Annotated in this window: 25 protein-coding genes; 18 read left to right on the top strand and 7 right to left on the bottom strand. The window is 72.0% G+C overall.

What is annotated here, in order from left to right; all coding sequences use genetic code 11:
• Positions 1–6 precede the first annotated feature (6 nt).
• From G3I78_RS12910 to G3I78_RS12895, 4 genes are all read right to left on the bottom strand, one after another.
• Positions 7–927, bottom strand: coding sequence for a DUF389 domain-containing protein (locus G3I78_RS12910; protein ID WP_164423711.1), 921 nt, complete (start codon positions 925–927; stop codon positions 7–9).
• Positions 928–953: 26 nt separating this feature from the next.
• Positions 954–1,922, bottom strand: a complete 969-nt coding sequence (gene coaA / locus G3I78_RS12905) for a type I pantothenate kinase (RefSeq protein WP_164423709.1) — start codon at positions 1,920–1,922, stop codon at positions 954–956.
• A 213-nt stretch (positions 1,923–2,135) separates the two neighbouring features.
• Positions 2,136–2,585: a hypothetical protein gene (locus tag G3I78_RS12900; protein ID WP_164423706.1), complete on the bottom strand. Its 450-nt coding sequence runs from the start codon at positions 2,583–2,585 to the stop codon at positions 2,136–2,138.
• A 63-nt stretch (positions 2,586–2,648) separates the two neighbouring features.
• On the bottom strand, positions 2,649–3,161 hold the full coding sequence (locus tag G3I78_RS12895; RefSeq protein ID WP_239157786.1) for a hypothetical protein: 513 nt from the start codon (positions 3,159–3,161) through the stop codon (positions 2,649–2,651).
• A gap of 107 nt (positions 3,162–3,268) precedes the next feature.
• Between G3I78_RS12895 and glmS the strand changes: the two genes are divergently transcribed.
• The 3 genes from glmS to G3I78_RS12880 all read left to right on the top strand — a co-directional run bounded on the left by glmS (position 3,269) and on the right by G3I78_RS12880 (position 6,156).
• Complete coding sequence (gene glmS / locus G3I78_RS12890; RefSeq protein WP_164423704.1) at positions 3,269–5,116, top strand: glutamine--fructose-6-phosphate transaminase (isomerizing); 1,848 nt, start codon at positions 3,269–3,271, stop codon at positions 5,114–5,116.
• A 305-nt stretch (positions 5,117–5,421) separates the two neighbouring features.
• The gene (locus G3I78_RS12885; protein WP_164423130.1) at positions 5,422–5,775 is read left to right on the top strand and encodes a hypothetical protein; all 354 of its coding nucleotides are present in this window, start codon (positions 5,422–5,424) and stop codon (positions 5,773–5,775) included.
• 9 nt (positions 5,776–5,784) lie between these two features.
• A complete protein-coding gene (locus G3I78_RS12880) occupies positions 5,785–6,156 on the top strand; it encodes a holo-ACP synthase (RefSeq protein WP_164423702.1) in 372 nt (123 codons plus the stop codon).
• Between the two features lie 69 nt (positions 6,157–6,225).
• Here G3I78_RS12880 and G3I78_RS12875 read toward each other — a convergent pair whose 3' ends face one another.
• Complete coding sequence (locus G3I78_RS12875) at positions 6,226–7,677, bottom strand: FAD-binding protein (RefSeq protein ID WP_164423700.1); 1,452 nt, start codon at positions 7,675–7,677, stop codon at positions 6,226–6,228.
• A 190-nt stretch (positions 7,678–7,867) separates the two neighbouring features.
• Between G3I78_RS12875 and G3I78_RS12870 the strand changes: the two genes are divergently transcribed.
• The 6 genes from G3I78_RS12870 (at position 7,868) to G3I78_RS51170 (ending at position 13,533) form a co-directional block, all read left to right on the top strand.
• Positions 7,868–9,421: an NAD(P)H-hydrate dehydratase gene (locus G3I78_RS12870; protein ID WP_164423698.1), complete on the top strand. Its 1,554-nt coding sequence runs from the start codon at positions 7,868–7,870 to the stop codon at positions 9,419–9,421.
• A gap of 68 nt (positions 9,422–9,489) precedes the next feature.
• On the top strand, positions 9,490–10,176 hold the full coding sequence (locus G3I78_RS12865) for a M23 family metallopeptidase (protein ID WP_164423696.1): 687 nt from the start codon (positions 9,490–9,492) through the stop codon (positions 10,174–10,176).
• A 74-nt stretch (positions 10,177–10,250) separates the two neighbouring features.
• Positions 10,251–11,420 carry an alanine racemase gene (alr, locus tag G3I78_RS12860; protein WP_164423695.1) on the top strand — a complete coding sequence of 390 codons (1,170 nt, stop codon included), beginning with the start codon at positions 10,251–10,253 and terminating at the stop codon, positions 11,418–11,420.
• Positions 11,421–11,493: 73 nt separating this feature from the next.
• Positions 11,494–12,744 (top strand): alpha/beta hydrolase, encoded by a 1,251-nt coding sequence (locus G3I78_RS12855; RefSeq protein ID WP_164423693.1) that lies wholly within the window; start codon positions 11,494–11,496, stop codon positions 12,742–12,744.
• Positions 12,716–13,222 carry a tRNA (adenosine(37)-N6)-threonylcarbamoyltransferase complex ATPase subunit type 1 TsaE gene (gene tsaE, locus G3I78_RS12850; RefSeq protein WP_164423691.1) on the top strand — a complete coding sequence of 169 codons (507 nt, stop codon included), beginning with the start codon at positions 12,716–12,718 and terminating at the stop codon, positions 13,220–13,222. The genes G3I78_RS12855 and tsaE overlap by 29 nt, the downstream gene beginning before the upstream one ends.
• 140 nt (positions 13,223–13,362) lie before the next feature.
• Positions 13,363–13,533 carry a hypothetical protein gene (locus G3I78_RS51170; protein WP_203614866.1) on the top strand — a complete coding sequence of 57 codons (171 nt, stop codon included), beginning with the start codon at positions 13,363–13,365 and terminating at the stop codon, positions 13,531–13,533.
• Positions 13,534–13,542: 9 nt separating this feature from the next.
• Here the strand turns inward: G3I78_RS51170 and G3I78_RS12845 are convergent, their stop codons facing one another.
• A complete protein-coding gene (locus tag G3I78_RS12845) occupies positions 13,543–14,100 on the bottom strand; it encodes a hypothetical protein (protein ID WP_164423689.1) in 558 nt (185 codons plus the stop codon).
• A gap of 175 nt (positions 14,101–14,275) precedes the next feature.
• Here G3I78_RS12845 and tsaB point away from each other — a divergent pair, with 175 nt between their 5' ends.
• From tsaB to G3I78_RS12825, 4 genes are read left to right on the top strand one after another with little or no spacing between them, the layout of a single operon-like run.
• On the top strand, positions 14,276–14,932 hold the full coding sequence (gene tsaB / locus G3I78_RS12840; protein WP_164423687.1) for a tRNA (adenosine(37)-N6)-threonylcarbamoyltransferase complex dimerization subunit type 1 TsaB: 657 nt from the start codon (positions 14,276–14,278) through the stop codon (positions 14,930–14,932).
• The gene (gene rimI, locus G3I78_RS12835) at positions 14,929–15,435 is read left to right on the top strand and encodes a ribosomal protein S18-alanine N-acetyltransferase (RefSeq protein WP_164423685.1); all 507 of its coding nucleotides are present in this window, start codon (positions 14,929–14,931) and stop codon (positions 15,433–15,435) included. The genes tsaB and rimI overlap by 4 nt, the downstream gene beginning before the upstream one ends.
• Positions 15,428–16,513, top strand: a complete 1,086-nt coding sequence (tsaD, locus tag G3I78_RS12830) for a tRNA (adenosine(37)-N6)-threonylcarbamoyltransferase complex transferase subunit TsaD (protein ID WP_164423683.1) — start codon at positions 15,428–15,430, stop codon at positions 16,511–16,513. The genes rimI and tsaD overlap by 8 nt, the downstream gene beginning before the upstream one ends.
• Positions 16,510–16,767: a hypothetical protein gene (locus G3I78_RS12825; RefSeq protein ID WP_164423682.1), complete on the top strand. Its 258-nt coding sequence runs from the start codon at positions 16,510–16,512 to the stop codon at positions 16,765–16,767. The genes tsaD and G3I78_RS12825 overlap by 4 nt, the downstream gene beginning before the upstream one ends.
• Positions 16,768–16,795: 28 nt before the next feature.
• On the opposite strand, the gene G3I78_RS12820 is transcribed toward G3I78_RS12825, so the two are convergent.
• Positions 16,796–19,111 carry a glycoside hydrolase family 3 N-terminal domain-containing protein gene (locus G3I78_RS12820; protein ID WP_164423680.1) on the bottom strand — a complete coding sequence of 772 codons (2,316 nt, stop codon included), beginning with the start codon at positions 19,109–19,111 and terminating at the stop codon, positions 16,796–16,798.
• A gap of 143 nt (positions 19,112–19,254) precedes the next feature.
• On the opposite strand from G3I78_RS12820, the gene G3I78_RS12815 reads away from it, so the two are divergent.
• The 5 genes from G3I78_RS12815 to G3I78_RS12795 all read left to right on the top strand — a co-directional run bounded on the left by G3I78_RS12815 (position 19,255) and on the right by G3I78_RS12795 (position 24,820).
• Positions 19,255–20,292: a LacI family DNA-binding transcriptional regulator gene (locus tag G3I78_RS12815; protein WP_164423678.1), complete on the top strand. Its 1,038-nt coding sequence runs from the start codon at positions 19,255–19,257 to the stop codon at positions 20,290–20,292.
• Positions 20,293–20,465: 173 nt separating this feature from the next.
• Complete coding sequence (locus G3I78_RS12810) at positions 20,466–21,800, top strand: endo-1,4-beta-xylanase (protein WP_164423676.1); 1,335 nt, start codon at positions 20,466–20,468, stop codon at positions 21,798–21,800.
• 62 nt (positions 21,801–21,862) lie between these two features.
• Positions 21,863–22,924, top strand: a complete 1,062-nt coding sequence (locus G3I78_RS12805; protein WP_164423674.1) for an LCP family protein — start codon at positions 21,863–21,865, stop codon at positions 22,922–22,924.
• A 148-nt stretch (positions 22,925–23,072) separates the two neighbouring features.
• Positions 23,073–23,429: a YciI family protein gene (locus G3I78_RS12800; RefSeq protein WP_164423672.1), complete on the top strand. Its 357-nt coding sequence runs from the start codon at positions 23,073–23,075 to the stop codon at positions 23,427–23,429.
• Positions 23,430–23,611: 182 nt separating this feature from the next.
• A complete protein-coding gene (locus tag G3I78_RS12795) occupies positions 23,612–24,820 on the top strand; it encodes an RNA polymerase sigma factor (protein WP_203614940.1) in 1,209 nt (402 codons plus the stop codon).
• Position 24,821: the final 1 nt, after the last annotated feature.

The raw sequence follows: 24,821 nt of genomic DNA, 5'->3' as shown, positions 1-24,821 counted from the left end.
CGGGCGTCAGGCGCGCTTCCGCCAGGCCCACTTCTGGAGCAGCAGGGTCGTCGTTCCCGCCAGGACGATGCCCAGGAGGTTCAGGAGGAGTTGCTCCGTCGAGCCCCAGGTCTGCTTGGTGTCGCCGTAGCTGAGGGCCACCGCCGCGTTGGCTGCCGCCGGGACCGTGGTGACCGAGATGGCCACGCCCACCAGGGCACCGGACTTGGCCGAGGTCAGGGAGAGGGTGCCGGCGGCGCCCGCGAGGACGGCGACGATGAAGGAGAAGTAGTCCGGCGCGTAGACGAAGCCGGTCTGCGGGCGGTCGCCCTCCAGCTTCTGCTCGCTGAACAGCTTCACCGCGTCCATGAAGAGACTGAAGCCCACCGTCACGGCGATCGCCACGGCGAAGCCGACCAGGAGGGCGATCAGGGAGCGCAGGGCCAGGCGGGGGGCCCGCTGCACTATCGACGTGGAGATGCCGGCGAGCGGGCCGAACTCCGGGCCGACCGCCATGGCGCCGACGATGAGGACCGCGTTGTCGAGCACCACACCGCAGGCCGCGATCATCGTGGCCAGCGTGATGAAGGCGAGGTAGGTGACGGAGAGTGTCGACTCCTCGTGCGTGGCGTCGGTCAGGTGCTCCCACAGGACAGCGTCCGCTCCTTCGCCTGGAGCCTCCGCCTCGGCCTTGTCGGCGCGTTTCGACAGGGACAGGTCGATGTTCTCCACCGCGATGGAGCCGTTGGTGTCGAGGCCCAACCCCTGGAGATCGGTGAGGAGTTCGTCACCGGCCTCGCGGGCCACGTCACACATCACGACGTCGCCCTCGGGGTTGCGGGCGGCACCCCGCAGCACGACGAGGTGGGTGGTGCCGACCGTCCCCTCGATCAGACGGACCACGTCGTCGGTCTGGTGGGTCGGCGTGATCAGGCGCAGATGCAGCATGACGCCTTTTTAACAGGCGCGGTCCTCTAGAGCTTGCGGAGGCTGAGCTTGCGGACCTTGTGGTCCTGGCCCTTGCGGATGACGAGGGTGGCGCGGCCGCGGGTGGGGGCGATGTTCTCGACCAGGTTGGGCTTGTTGATGGTGCGCCAGAGGTGGCGGGCGTAGTCCACGGCCTCCTCCTCGGAGACCTGGGTGTACTTCCTGAAGTACGAGTCGGGGTCCTGGAAGGCGGTCGCGCGGAGCTTGCGGAAACGGTTCAGGTACCAGCGCTCGATGTCCTCGGCGCTCGCGTCGACGTACACGCTGAAGTCGAAGTAGTCCGCGAGACCGACGCGGGTGCGGCCGTCGGTGCCGGGGAGGGCGGGCTGGAGGACGTTCAGCCCCTCGACGATCAGGATGTCGGGGCGGCGGACGGTGAGCCGCTGGTCCGGGATGATGTCGTAGATCAGGTGGGAGTAGACCGGCGCGGTGACCTCGTCCTTGCCCGCCTTGATGTCGGCGACGAAACGGGTCAGCGCCCGGCGGTCGTACGACTCCGGGAAGCCCTTGCGGGACATGAGCCCGCGGGCCTCCAGTTCCCGGGTGGGCAGCAGGAACCCGTCGGTCGTGACCAGCTCCACGCGCGGGTGTTCGGGCCAGCGGGAGAGCAGGGCCTGGAGGAGCCGGGCGACGGTCGACTTCCCTACGGCGACCGATCCGGCGACCCCTATGACGAACGGGGTGCCGGACTGGGAGCCCTGCTCGCCGAGGAACGTGTTCAGCGCCCCTCTCAGCCCGTCCGTGGCACCGACGTAGAGATTCAGCAGCCGGGACAGCGGAAGGTAGATGTCCCGCACCTCGTCGAGGTCGATCACATCACCGAGACCGCGCAGCTTCTCGACCTCCTCGGCGTTCAGCGGCAGCGGCGTCTTCTCACGCAGCGCGCTCCACTCGGAACGGGTGAGGTCGACGTAGGGAGTCGCCTCCGGCTTGTGCCGGTGGGCGCTCCGGGGCATCGAGGAGACCGGAGAGATCACAGTCCATTGTTAACGGAGTTTGAACGGGGTGGGGGGTGGGGTGCGTCACGCGGCGGCCTTCTTGCGGTACGTCCCCCTCGATGCCGTCGGCGAACGTGGCGCCGTGGCGCTCGGTGGCTGTGCCGGAGGGGATGCGGTACGGGCGGATACCGCCGTTCGGGGGATCGGGGGAGTGGAGGGAGCCGGTGGCCGTCAGGTCCGGGTGGGTGGGGAGGGCGGGGCGCTCGCGGGTTCCGGCTGGGGTGCGATGAGCAGCTGGAGCGTCCGGCCGGTCAGGGCCTCGGGCGCCACGACGATCGCCTCCGCGCGGAAGGCCTCCGGGAGGTGTCTCCGGTCGGCCTCGCTCGTGACGACCATCGGACAGTCGTCGGGCATGACGGCCGCGCCGGTGCGGCGGGCGAGTTCCGCGATCAGGTCGAGGATCCGGCCGGGGGAGCAGTGGGTGAACATGAGCTCCTGGGCGCCGCCGTACACCGTCGCTTCTCCACCGTCCTCGGCCTCCAGGTCACCCCAGTCCTCGGGGAGACCGGTGTTCGGTATGCCGCCGACGGTGACGGGGCCGAGGACGGCGCGTATCGCGGTCTCGTCCATGGGGACGGGTTCGCCGTCGACGAACCGCCAGATGTGCAGGCTGTAGCTCACGTCGCTCCATGATTCGTCCGCGCTCCCCGTCGACGCCGGCGGCCGGTCGGGGCTCGGCCCCGTTCAGTCGTCCTCGCAGGCCTTGGCCTTGAACTCCGCCATGGGGACCGTGACTTCGGTGTCGTCCGAGTAGCGGACCATACCGGGGGAGAGCCTGTCCGTGTCGGCGGGGGTGAAGGAGACGCTGCTGGACGACCAGGAGTTGTCCTCGGTCCAGCCGTAGAGGGCGTAGGTGGCACCGGGTGTGAGGGAGCCCAAGGGCGTGTCGGTGGTCCAGCCGGCGGCGGGGGCGTCGAGGGGCCAGGTGGTGAGGCCCGGCTCCAGGTGGGGTTCGGCGCTCCAGGAGCCGAGCGTCTGATCACGGTCGGGGTCGTCGCTGTCCCGGTAGAGGGTCGCCCCGTCGATCCGGTGTCCGCAGACCATCATCACGCCGAGCAGATGACCGTCCGCGGTGACGGATATACCGGCGACGGCGTCGATGGGAACCGTGCATCCCGAGGCGGCCGCCAGAGCCACCACGGCGACGGCCACGCTGAGGCGGCGCCGGTACGGCGACCGCGGAACACTCAAGGGCATGACCCGGATGGTAGAGCCGTTCGAGGCGCTCGTACCCCCGCGTGAATATCCGGATTCGGGCACGAAGTGCCGTGTTCCGGCGCCCTCCGCCCCCTAGGCTGCCGCGCATGTGCGGAATCGTGGGATACGTGGGGTCGCAGTCGGCGCTCGATGTCGTGATGGCCGGACTGAAACGGCTGGAGTACCGGGGGTACGACTCGGCCGGTGTCGCCGTGCTCGCGGACGGCGGGCTGGCGGCGGCCAAGAAGGCCGGGAAGCTGGTCAATCTGGAGAAGGAGCTGGTGGACCGGCCGTTGGCGGCGGGTTCGACGGGGATCGGGCACACGCGATGGGCCACGCACGGGGGCCCGACCGACGCGAATGCCCATCCGCATCTCGACAACGCGGGCCGGGTCGCCGTGGTCCACAACGGGATCATCGAGAACTTCGCCGCGCTCAGGGCCGAGTTGGCGGAGCGCGGGCACGAGCTGGGGTCGGAGACCGACACCGAGGTCGTCGCGCATCTGCTCGCCGAGGAGTTCTCCTCCTGCGCGGACCTCGCGGAGGCGATGCGGCTGGTGTGCCGGCGGCTGGACGGCGCGTTCACGCTGGTGGCCGTGCACGCCGACGAGCCGGACGTGGTGGTGGGCGCGCGCCGCAACTCTCCGCTGGTGGTGGGCGTCGGGGAGGGTGAGGCCTTCCTGGCGTCCGACGTCGCCGCGTTCATCGCCCACACGCGGTCGGCGATCGAGCTGGGCCAGGACCAGGTGGTGGAGCTGCGGCGCGAGGGCGTCGTGGTGACCGGCTTCGACGGCGCCCCCGCCGACGTCCGCTCCTACCACGTCGACTGGGACGCCTCCGCCGCCGAGAAGGGCGGCTACGACTACTTCATGCTCAAGGAGATCGCCGAGCAGCCGAAGGCGGTCGCCGACACGTTGCTGGGCCGTATCGACGCGGCCGGTTCGCTGACCCTCGACGAGGTGCGGATCAGCGCCGCCGAACTGCGGGAGGTGGACAAGGTCGTCATCGTCGCCTGCGGTACGGCCTTCCACGCGGGCCTCATCGCCAAGTACGCCATCGAGCACTGGACCCGTATCCCCTGCGAGGTGGAACTGGCCAGCGAGTTCCGTTACCGGGACCCGATCCTCGGCGCGCGGTCCCTGGTGATCGCCATCTCCCAGTCCGGCGAGACCATGGACACCCTGATGGCGCTACGGCACGCCCGTGAGCAGGGTTCCAAGGTGCTGGCGATCTGCAACACCAACGGCTCCACGATCCCCCGGGAGTCGGACGCGGTCCTGTACACGCACGCGGGGCCCGAGGTCGCCGTAGCGTCGACGAAGGCGTTCCTGACGCAGCTCGTGGCGTGTTACCTGGTCGCGCTGTATCTCGGGCAGGTGCGGGGCACCAAGTGGGGGGACGAGGTCGGGGCCGTGATCCGGGATCTGTCGCAGATCTCCGGGGAGGTCGAGCGCGTACTGGAGACCATGGAGCCGGTGCGGGCACTGGCACGGTCGCTCGCCACGAAGGACACGGTGCTCTTCCTCGGGCGGCACGTCGGATACCCGGTCGCCCTGGAGGGCGCGCTGAAGCTCAAGGAGCTCGCCTACATGCACGCCGAGGGCTTCGCGGCGGGCGAGCTGAAGCACGGGCCGATCGCGCTCATCGAGGAGGACCTGCCGGTGGTCGTGGTCGTCCCCTCACCCCGGGGACGGTCCGTCCTCCACGACAAGATCGTGTCCAACATCCAGGAGATCCGGGCCCGGGGCGCGCGCACGATCGTCATCGCGGAGGAGGGCGACGAGGCGGTGGCCCCGTACGCGGATCATTTGATTCGCATTCCTGCGACACCGACATTGCTTCAGCCGCTGGTGGCGACGGTTCCCTTGCAGGTGTTCGCCTGCGAGCTGGCGACGGCTCGGGGGAACGAGGTGGATCAGCCTCGGAACTTGGCGAAGTCGGTGACGGTGGAGTAGGGGCGGGTACTGTCTGCCGCGGGTGGCCCGGCGCAGGCGGCCGGCTGTTCGTCGGCGCCCGCGTGGGGTGCGGTGCTCGGGGCGGGCCGGCAGGGGTACGACCACGGAGGCGGGGTCGGCCTCGTCCAGTACGGCGATCCGCTCGACCGCGATGTCCCCGTAGAGCGTCGGCTCCACACCCTGGGTCGCCACCTGGAGCAGGCCGGCGACGGTGACCGAGGCCTCCGTGCCCGAGGGGACGACGAGCCGTGGATCTGCCGTGCCGTCACGGAATCGGACGAGAACGGCGTGCTTGACGGTGAGAGATGGCTCCCGACGACGGAGATCCGCCCGGCAATGACGATGTGTGGCTGGAACTGGCTCGGACCTGTGCAGCCAGTTGGTTGGCGGTGACCTCCGGTCGCAACAATCCGCTGACGTTGAAGGCGGAGCCCGTGGGGGATGGCTTCGCCTTCTTCGTGCGCCTGACTCCCCATGGCGACGACGACGTGTGTCATCTGCAGATGGAGATCGATCCGATCGCTACGTCGGAGCTTCGTGAGACCTTCAGTGCTCTGCAGACTGTGAGTGAACGGATCACCAGCTGTACCGATCTGGAGCGTTCCCGGACGGTGGAGCGGGCCGAGGAGCTGTTCGTCGGGGAGGGGGAGGTTCCGTAAAGTGCGGGGATGAGCATCATCGGGGTCGGTATCGACGTTGCCGAGATCGAGCGGTTCGCGGTGGCGTTGGAGCGTACGCCTGGGCTGGCGCAGCGGTTGTTCGTGGAGGGGGAGTTGTTGCTGTCCGGTGGGGAGCGGCGGGGGATCGCGTCGCTTGCTGCTCGTTTCGCTGCCAAGGAGGCTCTCGCGAAGGCGCTCGGGGCGCCCGGGGGGCTGCACTGGACGGATGCCGAGGTGTATGTCGAGGAGAGTGGGCAGCCTCGGTTGCGGGTGAGCGGGACCGTGGCGGCGCGGGCCGCCGAGCTCGGGGTGCGGTCCTGGCATGTGTCGCTCAGCCATGACGCCGGGGTCGCGTCGGCGGTGGTGATCGCCGAGGGGTGAGCGGGCCGGCGCCGTGGCCAGAGACTTCACCGGGCCGGGAGGTATTCCCCGGCCCGGTTGTCTACCGGGTCAGAAGATTCCCTGGCCCGGTACCAGGATTCCCCTCGGGTCGTACGTGCGCTTCGCCGTCCTCAGGCGGGCCCACTCCTGGCCGAAGTGGGTGCGCCAGTCCTCGGGGGTGAAGGGGACGCTGCCCACCGGGTAGTGCGTGCCGCCGGCCGCCGCCGTGGTGTCGTAGGCCGTGCGGTTGGCGGTCAGGAGGCGGTCGACCGTCTCCGTGTCGTCCGGGGGTGTGGCGCGCAGGACGGCGAAGAGGTACGGCGTCGGGTCGTCCGGTGTGCGCAGCAGCGGGGTGGTGAGGTGCTCGCGCAGGAGCGGGTAGATCAGGACCACGCCCGGGCCCAGGTCGTTCTGGGTCAGCTTGGCCAGAACCTCGGCCGTGACCGTGGCCGCCTTCGTCGACGGCAGCAGGAGGTTGAGCCAGGGGTGGGCGTACGACCACAGGCCCGCCTCCTTCAGGGCCGCGACCGCCGGGGCTATACGGTCCAGGAAGTCGTAGTAGGGGCGGGTCGTGGCCTGGACGCCGGAACGGGTGTGGCGCAGGCCCCTCAGGAGGGCCGTGTCGTCGGGGGCGGGGGCGTACGTCACCGCCTCCAGGGTGTAGACGGCGAAGGCTCCGTCGGCGTTCGCGGAGACCTGGCCCTCGACGTAGTCGAAGCGGCCCTCCCGGACCAGGGTGCGCTGGTCGTCGAGGAAGGTCTCCAGGTCGTCGTACGGCAGCAGGTAGTGCCGTACGTTCTCCGGCGCCGGCATCAGGCGCAGCGTGGCGGCGACGATGATCGCGCACTGGCCGAGGCCGGCCAGGACGGCGTGGAAGAGGTCGGGGCGCCGGGTGGCCGAGCAGCGTACGAACTCGCCCGTGCCGGTGACCACTTGGAGCTCGGTGACGTTGTCGGCCTGGGCGCCGTGCCGGTGGGTCTGGCCGCCGAGGCCGCCCACGGAGAGGGTGCCGCCGACGGAGAGTTCGAGGTAGTCGGTGAAGACGGGTGGGGTGAGGCCGTGGGCGATCGTGGCCCGGGCGACCTCGCTCCATCTCGCGCCGGCGCCGACGGTGACCGTCCTGCTGTGCGGGGTCAGGGGGCCGATGTCGGCCAGGGGCGAGGTCTCGATGACCAGGCCGCCCGCCACCTGGGCCTGGCCGTTGGTGGCGTGTCCCTGGCCGCGCGGGGCGACCGGCAGCCGGTGCTCGCCGCAGAACCGGACCATGGCGACGACGTCACGGACCGAGCCGGGGCGCAGGACGGCCACCGGGCGGCGGTGCACGATGTGGCCGTAGTCGTCGGAGGCGGCCGTGAGCGACGCCTCGTCCATGACGAGCGTGCCGTCCAGGGCGGGGATGCCCGCGAGGCCGGGGCCGCCGGTCGTCGCCCAGCTGCGGGCGGCCGGATCGAAGCCGATCACGGCGACGCCGGTCGCGGTGATTCCTCGCAGAACGGTACGGCGTGACGGAGTTCGGGACATGTGCGCTACCACCTCATACTCGTACAAGATCCGGAATGATCAATTCCAGGGCATCCTAGGGGAGTTGTTGTGGGTTTGGTCGCGTCTGCGGGGAGCGGGGAGCGGGGAGCGGGGAGCGGGAGTCCGGGGGCGGGGGAGAAATGTGCCGGGGGTCCGACGAGGTCGGGCGGGGACGGGGGAGACTCGGGCCATGCGTACTGCGTACAGCGTGGAGACGGTCAGGGCGGCGGAACGTGAGCTGATGGCTCGGCTGCCGGAGGGCGCGCTCATGCAGCGGGCGGCGGCCGGACTCGCCGCCGCCTGCGCGGACTTGCTGGGGCGGGTGTACGGGCGGCGGGTCGTGCTGCTCGTCGGGAGCGGGGACAACGGCGGGGACGCCCTCTACGCCGGGGCCCGGCTCGCCCGGCGCGGGGCCGGGGTCGCCGCCGTGCTGCTCGCGCCCGAGCGGGCCCACTCCGGCGGACTGGCCGCGCTGCGGCGGGCCGGTGGGCGGGTCGTCGGTGTCGACGGCCGTGGCGGCCCCGGTGACTCCGGCGGCCCCGTCGATTCCGGCAGCGCCCAAGGCAGCGGCGGCAGCGGCGGCAGCGCCGGGGGCACCCGCGGCACCGGCGACTCCCCCGACCCCGACCGCGTCGACGAGCTGATCCACCGGGCGGACCTGGTGCTCGACGGGATCGTCGGGATCGGCGGCAAGGGCGGGCTCAGGCCCGACGCGGCCCGGCTCGCCGAGGTCGCCGGACGGGCCCGGGGCGCCGTCGTCGCCGTGGACCTGCCGAGCGGGGTCGACGCGGACACCGGGGAGGTGCACGGGGTCGCCGTGCGGGCCGACCTCACCGTCACCTTCGGGACGCACAAGCCGGGGCTGCTGATCGATCCGGCGCGGGAGTACGCCGGGTCGGTGCGGCTCGTCGACATCGGGCTGTCGCTGCCCGCGTCGGCCGAGCTGGAGGCGCTCCAACACGCCGACGTACGGCGGCTGTTGCCCGTGCCCGGCGGGGAGAGCGACAAGTACCGGCGGGGTGTCGTCGGGATCGCCGCCGGGTCCGCGCGCTATCCCGGGGCCGCCGTGCTCGCCGTGGCCGGGGCGCTGCGGGGCGGCGCCGGGGCCGTGCGGTACGTCGGGCCCGCCGCGGACGCCGTGCTCGCCCGCTTCCCCGAGACGCTCGTCTCCGACCAGGGGCCCGCGCGTGCCGGGCGGGTGCAGGCGTGGGTCGTCGGGCCGGGGGCCGGGGACGACTCCGCGGCCGTGGGCGAGGTGCTGGCCTCCGACGTGCCGGTGCTCATCGACGCGGACGGGCTGCGGCTGGCCGACCGGGACGCCGTACGCGCGCGTACCGCCCCGACCCTCATGACCCCGCACGCCGGAGAGGCCGCCGCGCTCCTCGGAGTGGCCCGCGAGGAGGTCGAGGGCGCACGGCTGGCCTCGGCCCGGGAACTCGCCGCGCGCTACTCCGCGACCGTGCTGCTCAAGGGCTCGACGACGCTGGTGGCGGACCCGGCGGACGGCCCGGTCCGCGTCAACCCCACCGGCACCGCCTGGCTCGCCACCGCGGGCAGCGGGGACGTGCTGTCGGGCCTCGCGGGCTCCCTGCTCGCCTCCGGACTGAGCGCGCTCGACGCGGGCAGCGCGGCGGCGTACCTGCACGGGCTGGCGGGACGGTTCGCGGCGGACGGGGCGCCGGTGGGGGCACACGACGTGGCCGAGGCGGTGCCGGGGGCCTGGCGGGACGTCCGGGAGGAGTGACTACCTGATGGGACTAATCCCCCTCGGCCGAATATGCGGAGCCGAAAGGGCGATGTTTCGCTGACTGCATGGATGAGCCACATATACGCGGCACCACCCGGCGGGAATTGCTCGGCGGAGCGGCGGTCGTTCTGGGGAGTCCCGTTCTCGGACTGCACGGCGACCCGCAGAGCCCACAGGACCCGCAGAACCCGCAAAGCCCACGGGACCCACAAGACCCGCAGGACCCATCGGCCCAGCTCCCCGCAGGGACCTGCGGCGGCGACTACGACCCCGAGTACGAGCAACTGCTCGCCGCGGCCGAGGACGTGGAGGTCGACGAGACCGCCGACCGCTCCCTCGCGCCGGCCAAGTGGACCCGTCCCATTCGCAAGCGGGCCAAGGTGACGATGCGTTACCGGGTGCGCGGGAACTGGCTGGTCGGCTACCACACCGGTGTCGACCTCGCCGTGCCGAAGGGGACCCCGGTCTACGCGGTCGGCTCCGGAGTCGTCGTACTGGCCAGCTGGTCGGGGTCGTACGGGAAGGCCGTGACGATCAAGATGAGCGACTCCCGGTACGTCGTCTACGGCCATCTCTCGCGCATCTCCGTCGCGCGCGGAGCGAAGGTCAAGGCCGGTACGCGCATCGGGAGCAGCGGCAGCACCGGCCGGACCACCGGCCCTCATCTGCACTTCGAGGTGCGCGCCAGGCGCCAGTACGGATCGGACGTCGACCCCGTGAAGTACCTGGCCCGGCACGGCCTGCGGCTGTGACACGCGCACGCGTGCGCGCCGCGGGGGACGTGCTCATCGGTGGTGTCAGTCCCCTCTGAGACACTGGGGACGCCATGAACGAGACAGCCACCGCCCCGACCGCACCGCTCCGCGCCCGCGCCGAGATCGACCTGGCCGCGCTGCGGGCCAACGTGCGTACCCTGCGCGCCCACGCGCCGGGGGCCGCCGTCATGGCCGTGGTCAAGTCCGACGCGTACGGCCACGGCGCGGTGCCGTGCGCCCGCGCGGCCGTGGCGGCGGGGGCCGGCTGGCTCGGGACCGCCACCCCCGAGGAGGCGCTCGCGCTGCGGGAGGCCGGGCTGCCGGGGCGGATCATGTGCTGGCTGTGGACGCCCGGCGGCCCCTGGCGGGAGGCGATCGAGGCCGACCTCGACGTGTCCGTCAGCGGGATGTGGGCCCTGCGGGAGGTCATGGCGGCGGCCCGGCGAGCCGGCCGCCCCGCGCGCGTGCAGCTCAAGGCCGACACCGGCCTCGGGCGGAACGGCTGCCAGCCGGGCGAGGACTGGACCGAGCTGGTCGAGGCCGCCCTGGGAGCCGAGGCCGACGGCCTGCTCCGGGTCACCGGCCTCTGGTCGCACTTCGCCTGCGCCGACGAGCCGGGCCACCCCTCCATCGCCGCCCAGCTGACCCGCTTCCGGGAGATGCTGGCGGACGCCGAGGTCCGGGGCGCGCGTCCCGAGGTCCGGCACATCGCCAACTCGCCCGCCACGCTCACCCTTCCGGAGAGCCACTTCGACCTCGTCCGCACCGGGATCGCGGTCTACGGCATCTCGCCGAGCCCCGAGATCGGCAGCCCCGCCGACTTCGGACTCCGACCGGTGATGACGCTGTCCGCGTCGGTCGCCCTGGTCAAGCAGGTCCCCGGCGGCCACGGCGTGAGCTACGGCCATCACTACGTCACCCCGGGCGAGACCACCCTCGGCCTGGTGCCCGTCGGCTACGCGGACGGCGTCCCGCGGCACGCCTCCGGGGCCGGACCGGTGCTGGTCGACGGCAAGTGGCGGACCGTCGCCGGACGGATCGCGATGGACCAGTTCGTCGTCGACCTCGGCGGCGACCGGCCCGCGACCGGCACGCGCGCGGTGCTCTTCGGACCCGGTGACGGCGGCGAGCCCACCGCCGAGGACTGGGCGCAGGCGGCGGGGACCATCGCGTACGAAATTGTCACCCGCATCGGAACACGTGTTCCTCGCGTCTATGTGAACGAGGAACAAGCGGGGTAATCGCACAAGTAGGTGCGAGAACAACCAGTCCCGCCACACCGGTATCACCCGACCCAGCGAACAGGAGCGGTACGTGAGCGAGAGCAGTGCGGAGGCCGTCGTGGACGCCGCGTCGGTGGCCCTCGCCTCCGCCACGGGGGCGGGCGGCGGCTGGCGGCGGGCGACCGGGATCGCGGGCGCCGCGATAGGGGTCGTCGCCGCGGGCGCGGCGGCCGGGGTCGCCATCGAGCGGCTCACCGTCGGCCGGGGCATGCGCAAGAAGGCACGGCTCGCCCTGGACTCGACCGGCCCGTACGGCTCCCTGCGCGGCACCCCCGGCAAGGCGTACGCCGACGACGGCACCGAGCTGTACTACGAGGTCGACGACGTCGACCCGGAGGCCGTGCCCGCGCTGTCCCCGCGCCGGCGCCGGCTGTTCGGCCGCAAGGCCCCCGCCCCCGTCACCGTCGTCTTCAGCCACGGCTACTGCCTCAGCCAGGACTCCTGGCACTTCCAGCGCGCCGCCCTCAGGGGTGTCGTACGGACCGTGCACTGGGACCAGCGCAGCCACGGCCGGTCCGGGCGGGGCGTACGGCAGGTGCAGGACGGGGTGCCGGTCGACATCGAGCAGCTCGGACGCGACCTGAAGGCCGTCATCGACGCGGCCGCCCCGCAGGGACCGATCGTGCTCGTCGGGCACTCCATGGGCGGGATGACCCTCATGGCGCTGGCCGACCAGTACCCCGAGCTGATCCGCGAGCGGGTGGTGGCGGTGGCCCTGGTCGGTACGTCGTCCGGGCGGCTCGGCGAGGTCAACTTCGGGCTCCCGGTCGCGGGCGTCAACGCCGTACGGCGGGTGCTGCCGGGCGTGCTCAAGGTGCTCGGGCAGCGGGCCGACCTGGTCGAGAAGGGACGGCGGGCCACCGCCGACCTGTTCGCCGGGATCATCAAGCGCTACTCCTTCGCGTCCCGGGACGTCGACCCGGCCGTCGTCCGGTTCGCCGAGCGGATGATCGAGTCCACCCCGATCGACGTGGTCGCCGAGTACTACCCGGCGTTCGACAGCCACGACAAGACCGCCGCGCTCGCCCACTTCGCCGACCTACCGGTCCTGGTGCTGGCCGGGGTGCAGGACATGGTCACGCCCAGCGAGCACAGCGAGGCCATCGCCGGGCTGCTGCCCGAGGCGGAGCTGGTGCTGGTGCCCGACGCCGGGCACCTGGTCATGCTGGAACACCCGGAAGTGGTCACCGACCGCCTCGCCGACCTCCTCACCCGCGCGGGTGCCGTACCCGCAGGGGCTACGGTGGGCGGTTATGGAAGCAGTACCGCACAGCCCGGTTGAGACCCGGCTGACCGTCACCTCGCCCGAGCAGATGCGCGCACTGGGCCTGAAGCTCGCCAAGCTGCTGCGCGCCGGTGACCTCGTGATGCTCAGCGGCGAGCTCGGCGCGGGCAAGACGACGCTGACCCGCGGACTCGGCGAGGGGCTCGGGGTGCGGGGGGCGGTGACCTCGCCGACCTTCGTGATCGCCCGGGTGCACCCCTCCCTCGGGGACGGGCCGCCGCTCGTGCACGTCGACGCGTACCGCCTGGGCGGCGGGCTCGACGAGATGGAGGACCTCGACCTCGACGTGTCCCTGCCGGACTCGGTGATCGTCGTGGAGTGGGGCGAGGGCAAGGTCGAGGAGCTGACCGACGACCGGCTGCACGTCCAGATCCACCGCGCGGTCGGTGACACCACGGACGAGGTACGGCACGTGACGCTGACCCCGCTCGGGGAGCGGTGGGCCGCGGCCGATCTCGGTGTGCTCACGGCCTGAGGGCCGGCGGCGGATCGTATGAACGTTCCGACAAGACGTCGGCAAGATATTGCGTTCGGCGTCTTGTGCGTGGTCACATGGTACCCAGCTCGTAGTTAGGTGTACCTAACTACGCCGCCCCCGAACTTCAGGAGGCGTCCATGTCGGCCACCGAGAACCGGCCCCAGCCGCAGCCGTACGCGATCGTCGGCGGTGTGTCCATGCGTGATCTGCTGGCGTCCTGCGCGGCGGCGGAAGCCGTCTCCACACCGCCGCGACTGCCCGATCCCGGCACGCTCCCGGCCGCCGTCGAGCGTCCGAAAGCGGCCTGAGCCGCAGCTCTAGCGGATCACCACGACCTTCGCGCCGATCGTCGCGAAGGACCACATCGCGTCGCCGTCCTCGCGGGACTCCCGGATACCGCCCGTCCGTACGGTGGTCGTCGTGGTGGAGGCCGGGGGTGCCGTGTCCTTCATCGCCGCGCTGAAGCCGATGGCCACGCCGTCGACGCCGGTGAAGCGGACGACGTGCTCGATGGGGATGCCGTCGGTGCCGGTGACGGTGTTGGAGCGGGAGGTGACCGCGTAGACGCCGGGGGTGGGGTCGATGGTGCCGGGGGTGACCTTGAAGGTGCGGGTCACCTTGGCGCCCGGTCCGACCAGCCAGACCCGGTTGTCGTCGAGGGAGTAGACGACTCGTTCGCCGGTTCCGGAGCCGTGGGGCAGGGCGGTGGGGTTCCGCTTGTCGCGGGGGGCCTTCGAGGTGACCGCCGCCGGTACCGCGGTGGCGGTGTGGGCTTTCGTGGGGACCGTCGCGGAGGCCTGGTAGGCGAGGAAGCCGACGGTTGCGAGGGCCGCTGTGGTGAGGCCGGTCACGAAAGCTGCGTTGCTGGGGGCCACCGCTACCTCTTGAGTGCTTGGTCCTGATTTGTGGTGACCGTAGCAGGTTGTCTCTCGGGTGCTGCGCCGCTGGGGCTTGTCGCGCCCACGCGGCGGAGCCGCATGTCGATACAGCCCCGCGCCCCTAAAAGCCGCCTGAGGCCGCACATCCCCTCAGGACCCGTAGGCTGTTTGCGTGCTCTTGCTCGCTCTGGATACCGCCACTCCCGCCGTGACCGTCGCCCTGCATGACGGGGGAGACGTAGTCGCCTCCTTCAGCCAGGTCGACGCGCGCCGGCACGGGGAGCTGTTGTTGCCGGCCGTCGACCGGGTGCTCCGGGACGCGGGGGTGAAGCTGGACGCCGTCACCGGGGTCGTCGTGGGGACCGGGCCCGGGCCCTACACGGGGCTCAGGGTCGGACTGATGACCGCGGACACCTTCGGGCTCGCGCTCGGGGTGCCCGTGTACGGGGTGTGCACCCTGGACGGGCTCGCGTACGCGGCCGGTGCCGGCACCGGGCCCTTCGTCGTGGCGACCGACGCGCGGCGCAAAGAGGTCTACTGGGCGCGGTACGAGGACTCCCGTACCCGTACCGGTGAACCCGCCGTCGACCGGCCCGCCGACATCGCCGAGCGGGTCGCGGGACTGCCCGCCGTCGGCGCCGGGGCGCTGCTCTACCCCGAGACCTTCACCGACGTACGCGAGCCGGAGCACGTGTCGGCCGGTGCGCTCGCCTCGCTCGCCGCCGAGCGGCTGGCGGCCGGGGAGGAAATGCCCGCGCCGCGGCCGCTGTACCTGCGGCGGCCGGACGCCCAGGTCCCCAAGAACTACAAGGTGGTCACCCCCAAGTGACCACACCCGTGAATCCCGTACTGCGTGAGATGCGCTGGTGGGACATCGATCCCGTCCTGGAGCTGGAGAAGGACCTCTTCCCCGAGGACGCCTGGTCCCGGGGCATGTTCTGGTCCGAACTGGCGCACGCCCGGGGCGCCGAGGCGACCCGGCGCTATGTCGTGGCCGAGGCCGGCGAGCGGCTCGTGGGGTACGCCGGGCTCGCCTCCGCCGCCGAGCTGGCCGACGTCCAGACCATCGCCGTGGCCCGCGACCAGTGGGGCACCGGGCTCGGCGCGCTGCTGCTGACCGAACTGCTGCGGGCCGCGACCGCCTTCGAGTGCGCCGAAGTGATGCTGGAGTGCCGGATCGACAACCTCCGGGCGCAGAAGCTGTACGAGCGCTTCGGCTTCGAGGCCATCGGGTTCCGGCGCGGCTACTACCAGCCGGGCAATGTGGACGCCCTGGTCATGCGGCTGACCGACCCTTCAACTTCCGTACGAGGAACCGAGATCAATGGCTGACGAACCGCTTGTCCTGGGCATCGAGACCTCCTGTGACGAGACCGGCGTCGGCATCGTCCGGGGCACCACCCTGCTGGCCGACGCCATCGCGTCCAGCGTGGACGAGCACGCCCGGTTCGGCGGTGTGGTGCCGGAGGTGGCCAGCAGGGCGCACCTGGAGGCCATGGTGCCGACCATCGAGCGCGCCCTGAAGGAGGCCGGGGTGAGCGCCAGGGACCTCGACGGCATCTCCGTCACCGCGGGTCCCGGCCTCGCCGGTGCCCTCCTGGTCGGGGTCTCCGCCGCGAAGGCGTACGCCTACGCCCTCGGCAAGCCCCTCTACGGCGTCAACCACCTCGCCTCCCACATCTGCGTGGACCAGCTGGAGCACGGCCCGCTGCCCGAGCCGACGATGGCCCTGCTGGTCTCCGGCGGGCACTCCTCGCTGCTGCTGTCCAGCGACATCACCTCCGACGTACGGCCGATGGGCGCGACCATCGACGACGCGGCCGGCGAGGCCTTCGACAAGATCGCCCGGGTGCTCAACCTCGGCTTCCCCGGCGGTCCGGTCATCGACCGGTACGCGAAGGAGGGCGACCCGAACGCGATCTCCTTCCCGCGCGGACTGACCGGGCCGCGCGACCCGGCGTACGACTTCTCCTTCTCCGGCCTCAAGACGGCGGTCGCCCGCTGGATCGAGGCGAGGCGGGCCGCGGGGGAGGAGGTGCCGGTGCGGGACGTGTCGGCGTCCTTCCAGGAGGCGGTCGTGGACGTGCTGACCCGCAAGGCCGTGCGGGCCTGCAAGGACGAGGGCGTCGACCACCTGATGATCGGCGGCGGGGTCGCCGCCAACTCCCGGCTGCGGGCCCTCGCCCAGGAGCGCTGCGAGGCCGCCGGCATCCGGCTGCGGGTCCCGCGCCCCAAGCTGTGCACCGACAACGGCGCGATGGTCGCCGCCCTCGGCGCGGAGATGGTAGCCCGCAACCGCCCCGCCTCCAGCTGGGACCTGTCGGCCGACTCCTCCCTGCCGGTGACCGACCCGCACGTCCCGGGCCACGACCACGTCCACGAGGTCAGCAAGGAGAACCTCTACTCGTGACGGTCGCGTTGATGTGGGAGGCCCGGGCGGTCGAGGGCAGGGGCGAGGAGCTGCTCGCCTGGGCGCGTCGACAGGAGCTTCCTGTACGGCCGTTGCGGCGCGAGACCTTCAAGGCGGCGCAGGACCGCGTCCTCGTCATCACGTGGTGGGACGCGGCCTACGACGCCGAGCTGCCCGAACTCCCGGAGCCGGGCGGCGAGTTGGCCATGCGGGCGGTGCACCGGTGGCGGTTCGAGTCGCTGGGCTCCGACTGAGATCGGCCCCGTACCGCCCCGGCCGATTTCACCCCGCCCCCGACACCTCCGTCTCGCAGCGAAGCAGCCGGTCCGGGCCCAACTCCCGTACCGGCCCCGCGAGACGCAGCCGTGCCGTGTGCCGGACATCCGCGCTCGACACCGCCAGCCGTAGCTCCAGGTCGCCCGGTTCCACGATCCGGCGGCCCTTGCGGTCGGTGAAGGCGGACAGGTCGGCGTGGAAGCGGAAGGCGACCCGGCGGGACTCGCCCGGGTCCAACTCCAGCCGCTGGTAACCGATCAGGCGGACGTCCGGGCGGGTCACCGAGGCCACCGGGTCGTGCAGATACAGCTGGACGACCTCGGCGCCCGCGCGGTCGCCCGCGTTGCGCACGGTCAGCGAGACGTCGTAGGTGCCGTCCGTGGTGATCTCGGGGGCCGTTCCGCCGAAGTCCTCCCACGCGAACTCCGTGTAGGAGCGCCCGTGTCCGAAGGCGTACAGCGGGGTCGGGTCGAGGTTGCTGACCTCGCCTGCGAGGCCGAGCGGGGGCTGGAGGTAGGTCCAGGGCTGGCCGCCGGGGACCTGGGGGACGCTGACCGGGAGGCGGCCGGAGGGGTTGACCCGGCCCGACAGGACCCCCGCGACCGCCGGGCCGCCCTCCTCGCCGGGGAAGAAGGCCTGGACGACCGCGCCGAGCCGGCCCTGCCAGCGGCCCAGCGCGTAGGGGCGGCCGGTCAGCAGGACCAGGACGACCGGGACGCCGGTCGCGACCAGCGAGTCCAGCAACTCGCCCTGCACGCCCGGCAGCTGAAGGTCCGTCACATCGCAGCCCTCGCCGGAGGTGCCCCGCCCGAACAGGCCCGCGCGGTCGCCCAGCACCGCCACGCACACGTCCGCCTCGGCGGCCCTGGCCACCGCCTCCTCGAAGCCGCCGGTGTCCGGGTCGTCGACTCCGCAGCCCTCGGTGAACGTGACCTTGGCGTCGGGGAGTTCGGCGCGCAGGGCATCGATGACCGTGGGGATCTCGATGCCCATCGGGACGTCCGGGTGGTGGGTGAGGACGTGGGAGGGGAAGGAGTAGCAGCCCAGCATCGCCAGGGCGTCGGCGGCGCGTGGGCCCACGACCGCGATCCGGGTGTCGGGGGCCAGCGGGAGCAGGCCGTCCGGGTTGTCGAGGAGGACCACCGACTCCTCGGCCAGGCGGCGGGCCAGGGCGCGGTTCGCCGTCGAGTCGAGGTCGATCCGCTCGGCGGGCTCCGGGTCCCAGTCCTCGTCCAGGAGGCCCAGTTCGCACTTCTGGAGCAGGACCCGGCGGGCCGCCCGGTCGATCAGGGACTCGGGGATCTCGCCCGCGCGGACGGCCTCGATCAGGGGGGTGCCGTAGCACTTGAGGGTGGGCAGTTCGACGTCGAGGCCCGCCGCGAGGGCCGCGTGCGCCGCGCCCGCCTCGGTGCCGGCGATCCGGTGCTGGGTCTGGAGGAAGCCGACGCCGAAGTAGTCGGCGACCACCGTGCCGGTGAACCCCCAGTCCTCGCGCAGGAGTTCGGTCAGCAGGCCGGGGTCGGCGGAGGCGGGGACGCCGTCCGTGTCGGTGTAGGCGGCCATCACCGAGCGGGCGCCGCCCTCGCGCAGGGCGAACTCGAAGGGCGGCAGGGTGATGTCGGCGAACTCCCGCACGCCCGCGCGTACCGGCGCGAGGTTGCGGGCGCCGGCCGAGGAGGCGTACCCGGCGAAGTGCTTGAGCGTGGCGACGATCCCGGCCGACTCCAGGCCCCGGACATAGGCGGCGCCGATCGTGCCCACCAGGTACGGGTCCTCGCCGATCGTCTCCTCGACCCGTCCCCAGCGCGGGTCGCGGACCACGTCCAGGACGGGGGCCAGGCCCTGGTGGACGCCGACCGTGCGCAGGTCGCGGCCGATGGCGCCGGCCATCTCCTCGACCAGGGCGGCGTCCCAGCTCGCGCCCCAGGCGAGCGGGACCGGATAGGCGGTGGCCCGCCAGGTGGTGAAGCCGGCCAGGCACTCCTCGTGGGCGAGCGCGGGGATGCCGAAGCGGCCCGCGGCGGCGATACGGCGCTGGGCGCGGGCCAGCGCCTGCGCGCCCAGCGCCGGGTCCACGGGGGCGGTGCCGAAGGGGCGGGTGAGCTGGCCCAGGCCCCGGGTGATCAGCTCGGACCACTCGGGGACGGAGGAGGCGGCGGTCATCTCGCGTTGCAGCGGGGCGACCCCGTCCCCGTCCGTGCTGGCGCCCACCCACACGCCGTAGAGCTGGGCGGTCTTCTCCTCAAGGGTCATCCGGGAGATGAGGTCGTCGACGCGGGCGGAGGAGGTCAGGGCGGGGTCACGCCAGGGCGCGGTGGTCATGTAACTCCTGTCGGGCTCGACTGTCGGGTCGACGACGACCCCCAGGGCCTGCCGAATGTTTCGACACTAAATCCGAATGTTTTGGGAACCTAGGGCCGTCAAGAGGGTTCGTCAAGAGGTCGCGCAGGGATACGATCGCCGCCATGACACCCCCGGAGCCCCTTGGAACACGGCAGACCGCGACCCTCGCCGAGATCGCCCGCGAGGCCGGCGTATCGGCGCCGACAGTTTCGAAGGTCCTCAACGGCCGTGCGGATGTCGCGCCCGCGACCCGCAGCCGCGTCGAGGACCTGCTGCGCGCGCACGGCTACCGGCGCCGACGTGCCGAGGCGAGCCGTTCGCCCCTGATCGACCTGGTCTTCCACGAACTGGAGAGCGCGTGGGCGATGGAGGTCATCCGGGGCGTGGAGAACGTGGCGCGCGATGCCGGTCTCAGCGTCGTGCTCAGCGAGAGCGCCGGGCGGCTCACCCCCGGGCGCACCTGGGCCGACCAGGTCGCCGCCCGCCGCCCCTACGGCGTGGTCCTCGTGCTGTCCGGGCTCGACGAGTCCCAGCGCGCGCTGCTCAACAGCAGGTCGATCCCGTTCGTGGTGATGGACCCGGCCGGCGACCCGGGCGCCGACGTGCCCTCGATCGGTGCCACCAACTGGCAGGGCGGGCTCGCCGCGACCCGGCATCTGGTCGAGCTGGGCCACCGCAGGATCGGCGCGATCACCGGCCCGTCCCGCATGATGTGCAGCCGCGCCCGCATCGACGGCTACCGGGCCGCCCTGGAGACCGCCGGGCTGCCCGTCGACCCCGAGCTGATCATGGCCGGCGACTTCCACCACGAGACCGGTTACCGCCAGGGCCTCGAACTCCTGCGCCGCCCGGACCGCCCCACCGCGGTCTTCGCCGGCAACGACCTCCAGGCGCTCGGCGTCTACGAGGCCGCGCGCGAGCTGGGGCTGCGCATTCCGGAGGACCTCAGCGTGGTCGGCTTCGACGATCTTCCGGTGGCTCCCCTGGTGGGCCCGCCGCTGACGACCGTACGGCAGCCGCTGACCGAGATGGCCGAGGCGGCGGCGAAGCTGGTGCTGGATCTGGGGCGGGACGCGGACAACCCCGCGGCGACGCGGGTGGAATTGGCGACGAGCCTGGTCGTGCGCAGCAGCTGCGCTGAGCTGGAGCGGGGCGCCTAGCGGGGTGCCGGGCCGGGTGCGGGTCCGGCGGGGCTGGTCGCGCCCCGTGGCGGAGCCGCACATCGATACAGTCCCGCGCCCCTTTGGGCGGGTGACCTTGACGACCCGGATGCCTGCCCCCACACTCCTCCGAGCCAATCGGTTGTACGACCGAAACTTTCGGAGGCACCCGTATGAGATCTCTGAGAACCGGCTTGCCCCTGCTCCTCGTCGGCGCGCTCCTGGCCATGGCCCCCGCCGCGCACGCGGCCGACACCCCGCTGCGTGACCTCGCGGCCGCCAAGGGCAAGGTCATCGGTACGGCCGTCACCGGGTCCAAGCTCACCGGCACGTACGGCGACATCGCGGGGGCGCAGTTCAACTCGCTGACCCCCGGCAACGCCATGAAGTGGGGCTCGGTCGAGCCGACCCGGGGCACGTACAACTGGGCCGAGGCCGATCAGATCGTGGACTTCGCCGAGGCGCACGGTCAGCAGGTGCGGGGGCACACGCTGGTCTGGCACAGCCAGAACCCGAGCTGGCTGACGAACGGCACCTGGACCCAGCCCCAGCTCAGCCAGCTCCTCAACGACCACATCGCGCTCGAAGTGGGCCGGTACAAGGGGCGGTTGGCGGCCTGGGACGTCGTCAACGAACCCTTCAACGAGGACGGCACCTACCGCCAGACCCTCTGGTACAACGGCCTCGGCACCGGCTACATCGCCCAGGCCCTCACCGCCGCCCGCGCCGCCGACCCGGCAGCCAGGCTGTACATCAACGACTACAACGTCGAGGGCGTCAACGCGAAGAGCACGGCCCTCTACAACCTGGTCAAGTCCCTGAAGGAGCAAGGCGTTCCGATCGACGGCGTCGGACTCCAGGCCCATCTGATCGTCGGCCAGGTGCCCTCGACGCTCCAGCAGAACATCCAGCGCTTCGCCGACCTCGGCGTCGACGTGGCGATCACCGAGCTGGACATCCGGATGGCGCTGCCCTCCGACACCGCGAAGCTGACCCAGCAGGCCGCCGACTACAAGGCCGTCATGAACGCCTGCGTGGCGGTCGCGCGCTGCGCCGGTGTCACCGTGTGGGGCTTCACCGACTCCGACTCCTGGATCCCGAGCACCTTCCCGGGACAGGGCGCGGCGACGCCGTACGACGAGAACTACGCGCCGAAACCGGCGTACCACGCCATCGCGGAGGCGCTCGGCGGTACGACCACCCCGCCGCCGACGGGTGCCTGCACCGCCGCCTACAGCGTGACCAGCCAGTGGAACACCGGCTTCACCGGCCAGGTGACGATCTCCTGCTCGGGTGCCGCGCTGTCGTCCTGGAAGGCCGTGTGGACGTACGGCGCCGGGCAGCAGGTCACCCAGGCGTGGAACGCGAACTGCACCCAGTCCGGGGCGGCGGTCAGCTGCTCGAACGCCTCCTACAACGGGACCGTGCCGGCCGGCGGCTCGGTGACGTTCGGGTTCAACGCGTCCTGGAGCGGGAGCAATCCGGTGCCCACGGTGACGCTGGGCTGAGAAGTCTGAGAATTTCCGAAGTAATGCGGTCTCGAGGTTCCTGCCCGTAATAATTCGGACTTATGTTCTTCCCTGTGACGGGACAGGACGAGAACGGGGACGCGGGCAGAAGACCGGGCCGGCGACCGAGAGCGCTGAAGGTCGCCGGCCTCACTCTGGCGGGTCTGCTGGTGCTGGGCGCCGGTACGGCCGGCTGGGTCTACTGGCATCTGAACGCCAACATCAAGAGCGTCGACATCAACAGCGCGCTCGGCGACGACCGCCCCGCCAAGGCGGTCACCACGCCCACCCCCTCCGGGACCGCCACGCCCCTGCCGACCGAGGCCGTGAACATCCTCGTGCTGGGCTCGGACTCGCGCAGCGGCAAGGAGAACCAGGCGCTCGGCGGCGGCAGCAGCACCGGGGCCCGCTCGGACACCGCGATGGTCGTGCACATCGACGCGGGGCGGACCGCGGCCACCGTCGTCAGCATCCCGCGCGACACCCTCGTCACCCGCCCCTCGTGCCCGCTCAAGAGCGGGGGGTCCACGGCGGTGGCGTACGGCGCGATGTTCAACAGCGCCTACTCGGTGGGCGGTCCGGTGTGCGCGGTCAAGACGGTCGAGTCGATCACGAACGTCCGCATGGACCACTACATCGAGATCGACTTCTCGGGCTTCGCGAAGCTGGTGAACGCCCTCGGCGGGGTCACCGTCACCACGGACGAGGACATCGACGACGCCGACAGCCACCTCGACCTCAAGGCGGGCACCCACCACCTGGACGGCAAGACCGCTCTCGCGCTCGCCCGCACCCGGCACGGCATAGGCGACGGCAGCGACCTGGGCCGGATAGGTCTCCAGCAGAAGCTGGTGAAGGCCCTGCTGGAGCAGATCTCCTCGACGAACCTCCTCACCAGCCCCACCCAGCTGTACTCCGTCGCCGACGCCGTCACCGGCAGCCTCACCACCGACACCGGCCTGGACTCCCTCCCCGAACTGACGAGCCTCGGCGAAAGCCTGAAGGCCCTCTCGGCGGCCGACGTGAAGACGATCACCATGCCGGTGGTGACGGCCCCGTCCGATCCCAACCGGGTGGTGGCGGACGAGCCGGCCGCGGGCAAGCTGTGGAAGTCGCTGCGCTAAGCCGTGACCTGCGGAAACGGCGGGATCGACCCGCCCCGGAAAAAAACTTCGAGATTTTCCGGCGAGCCTGTCGAACGCCCCGCCCCCCGATCGACGCACTGGTGAGAGGCCGGGAAGGACCGGCCTCCGCAGCGATCGAGGAGTCACCATGCCGCGTTACCTGTCGATGGTCCGGATCGACGAGCAGACCGCTCCCGCCGAGGGGCCCAGCGAGGCGCTGATGCAGCGGATGGGCGAGCTGATCGAGGAGATGACGAAGGCCGGGGTGCTGCTGGACACCGCCGGGCTGACGCCCACCTCGCAGGGGACCCGGGTGCACTGGGAGAAGGGGCAGCTGTCGGTGACCGACGGGCCGTTCACCGAGGCCAAGGAGGTCGTCGGCGGTTACGCGATCGTGCAGGCGAAGGACAGGGCCGAGGCGATCGAGTGGACCAAGCGCTTCCTGAAGGTGCACGAGGAGCACTGGACGGTCACCTGCGAGGTGCGGGAGATCATGGAGGGCTGAGCCCGCTTCCTTGGCTGTACGGCCGTACAGGTGTCGAATGGGGGGCTGTGACCACCTCGCAGCCCCCCGACAGCGATGCCCGCGCCACGGATGCCCGCGCCACGGATGCCAGTGCTGCCGATGCCCGCGCCACCGATGCCCGTGCCGCCGAGGCGCGCTCCTCCGTCGAGACCGTCTTCCGCATGGAGTCGCCGCGCATCATCGCCGGTGTCACCCGGGTCGTGCGGGACGTCGGCATCGCCGAGGAGCTCGCGCAGGACGCCCTGGTCGCGGCGCTGGAGCAGTGGCCGCGCGACGGCGTGCCGGACAACCCCGGCGCCTGGCTCATGGCCATCGCGCGGCGCCGGGCCGTGGACCTGGTCCGCCGCCGCGAGAACTACGCCCGCAAGCTCGCCGAGATCGGCCGGGAGCTGCCGGAGAGCGCCCCGCCGGAGGAGCCGTCCGACCCCGAGGACATCGACGACGACCTGCTGAGGCTGGTCTTCACCACCTGCCACCCGGTGCTCTCCGCGGAGGCCCGCACCGCGCTCACCCTGCGCCTGCTCGGCGGTCTGGCCACCCCCGAGATCGCCCGCGCCTTCCTCGTCCCGGAACCGACGGTCGCCCAGCGCATCGTGCGCGCCAAGCGGACCCTCGCCACCAGGAACATCGCCTTCGAGGTGCCCTACGGCCCCGACCGCGAGGCCCGCCTCGGGTCCGTCCTGGACGTCATCTACCTGATCTTCAACGAGGGTTACGCCGCCACCGCCGGCGACGACTGGCTGCGCCCCTCCCTCTGCGAGGACGCCCTGCGGCTGGCCCGGCTGCTCTCCGCGCTGATGCCCAAGGAACCCGAAGTGCACGGCCTCACCGCCCTGTTGGAGTTCCAGGCCGCCCGCACGGCCGCCCGCACCGGACCGGACGGCGAGCCCGTCCTCCTCAAGGACCAGAACCGCAGCCGGTGGAACCGCATGCTGATCGCCCGCGGCATCAAGGCCCTCGGCCGCGCCGACGCCACCGCCACCGGAGTTCCCGGCCCCTACGCCCTCCAGGCCGCCATCGCCGCCTGCCACGCGCACGCGTACTCCTACGCCGAGACCGACTGGAAGGCCATCGCGACCCTCTACGGCCTGCTCGCCGCCCGCGCCCCCTCGCCGGTCGTCGAACTCAACCGCGCGGTCGCCGTCTCCATGGCCGAGGGCCCGGACCCGGCCCTCGCGATCGTCGACGCGCTCACCGCCGAACCCGCCCTGTTCGAGTACCACTTGCTGCCGAGCGTGCGCGGCGACCTGCTCGCGCGCCTCGGGCGTACGACGGAGGCGCGGGCCGAGTTCGAGCGGGCGGCCGCGCTGACGCGCAACGAACGGGAGCGGGAGCTGCTGCTCGGCCGGGCGCGGGAGTGCGGTCAGTGAT

The organism is Streptomyces sp. SID13726 (genome assembly GCF_010548375.1).
In the GTDB taxonomy this organism is placed as follows: Bacteria; Actinomycetota; Actinomycetes; order Streptomycetales; family Streptomycetaceae; genus Streptomyces.
The sequence above is the reverse complement of the archived record's forward strand: the minus strand, read 5'-3'. Positions and strand labels throughout refer to the sequence as shown.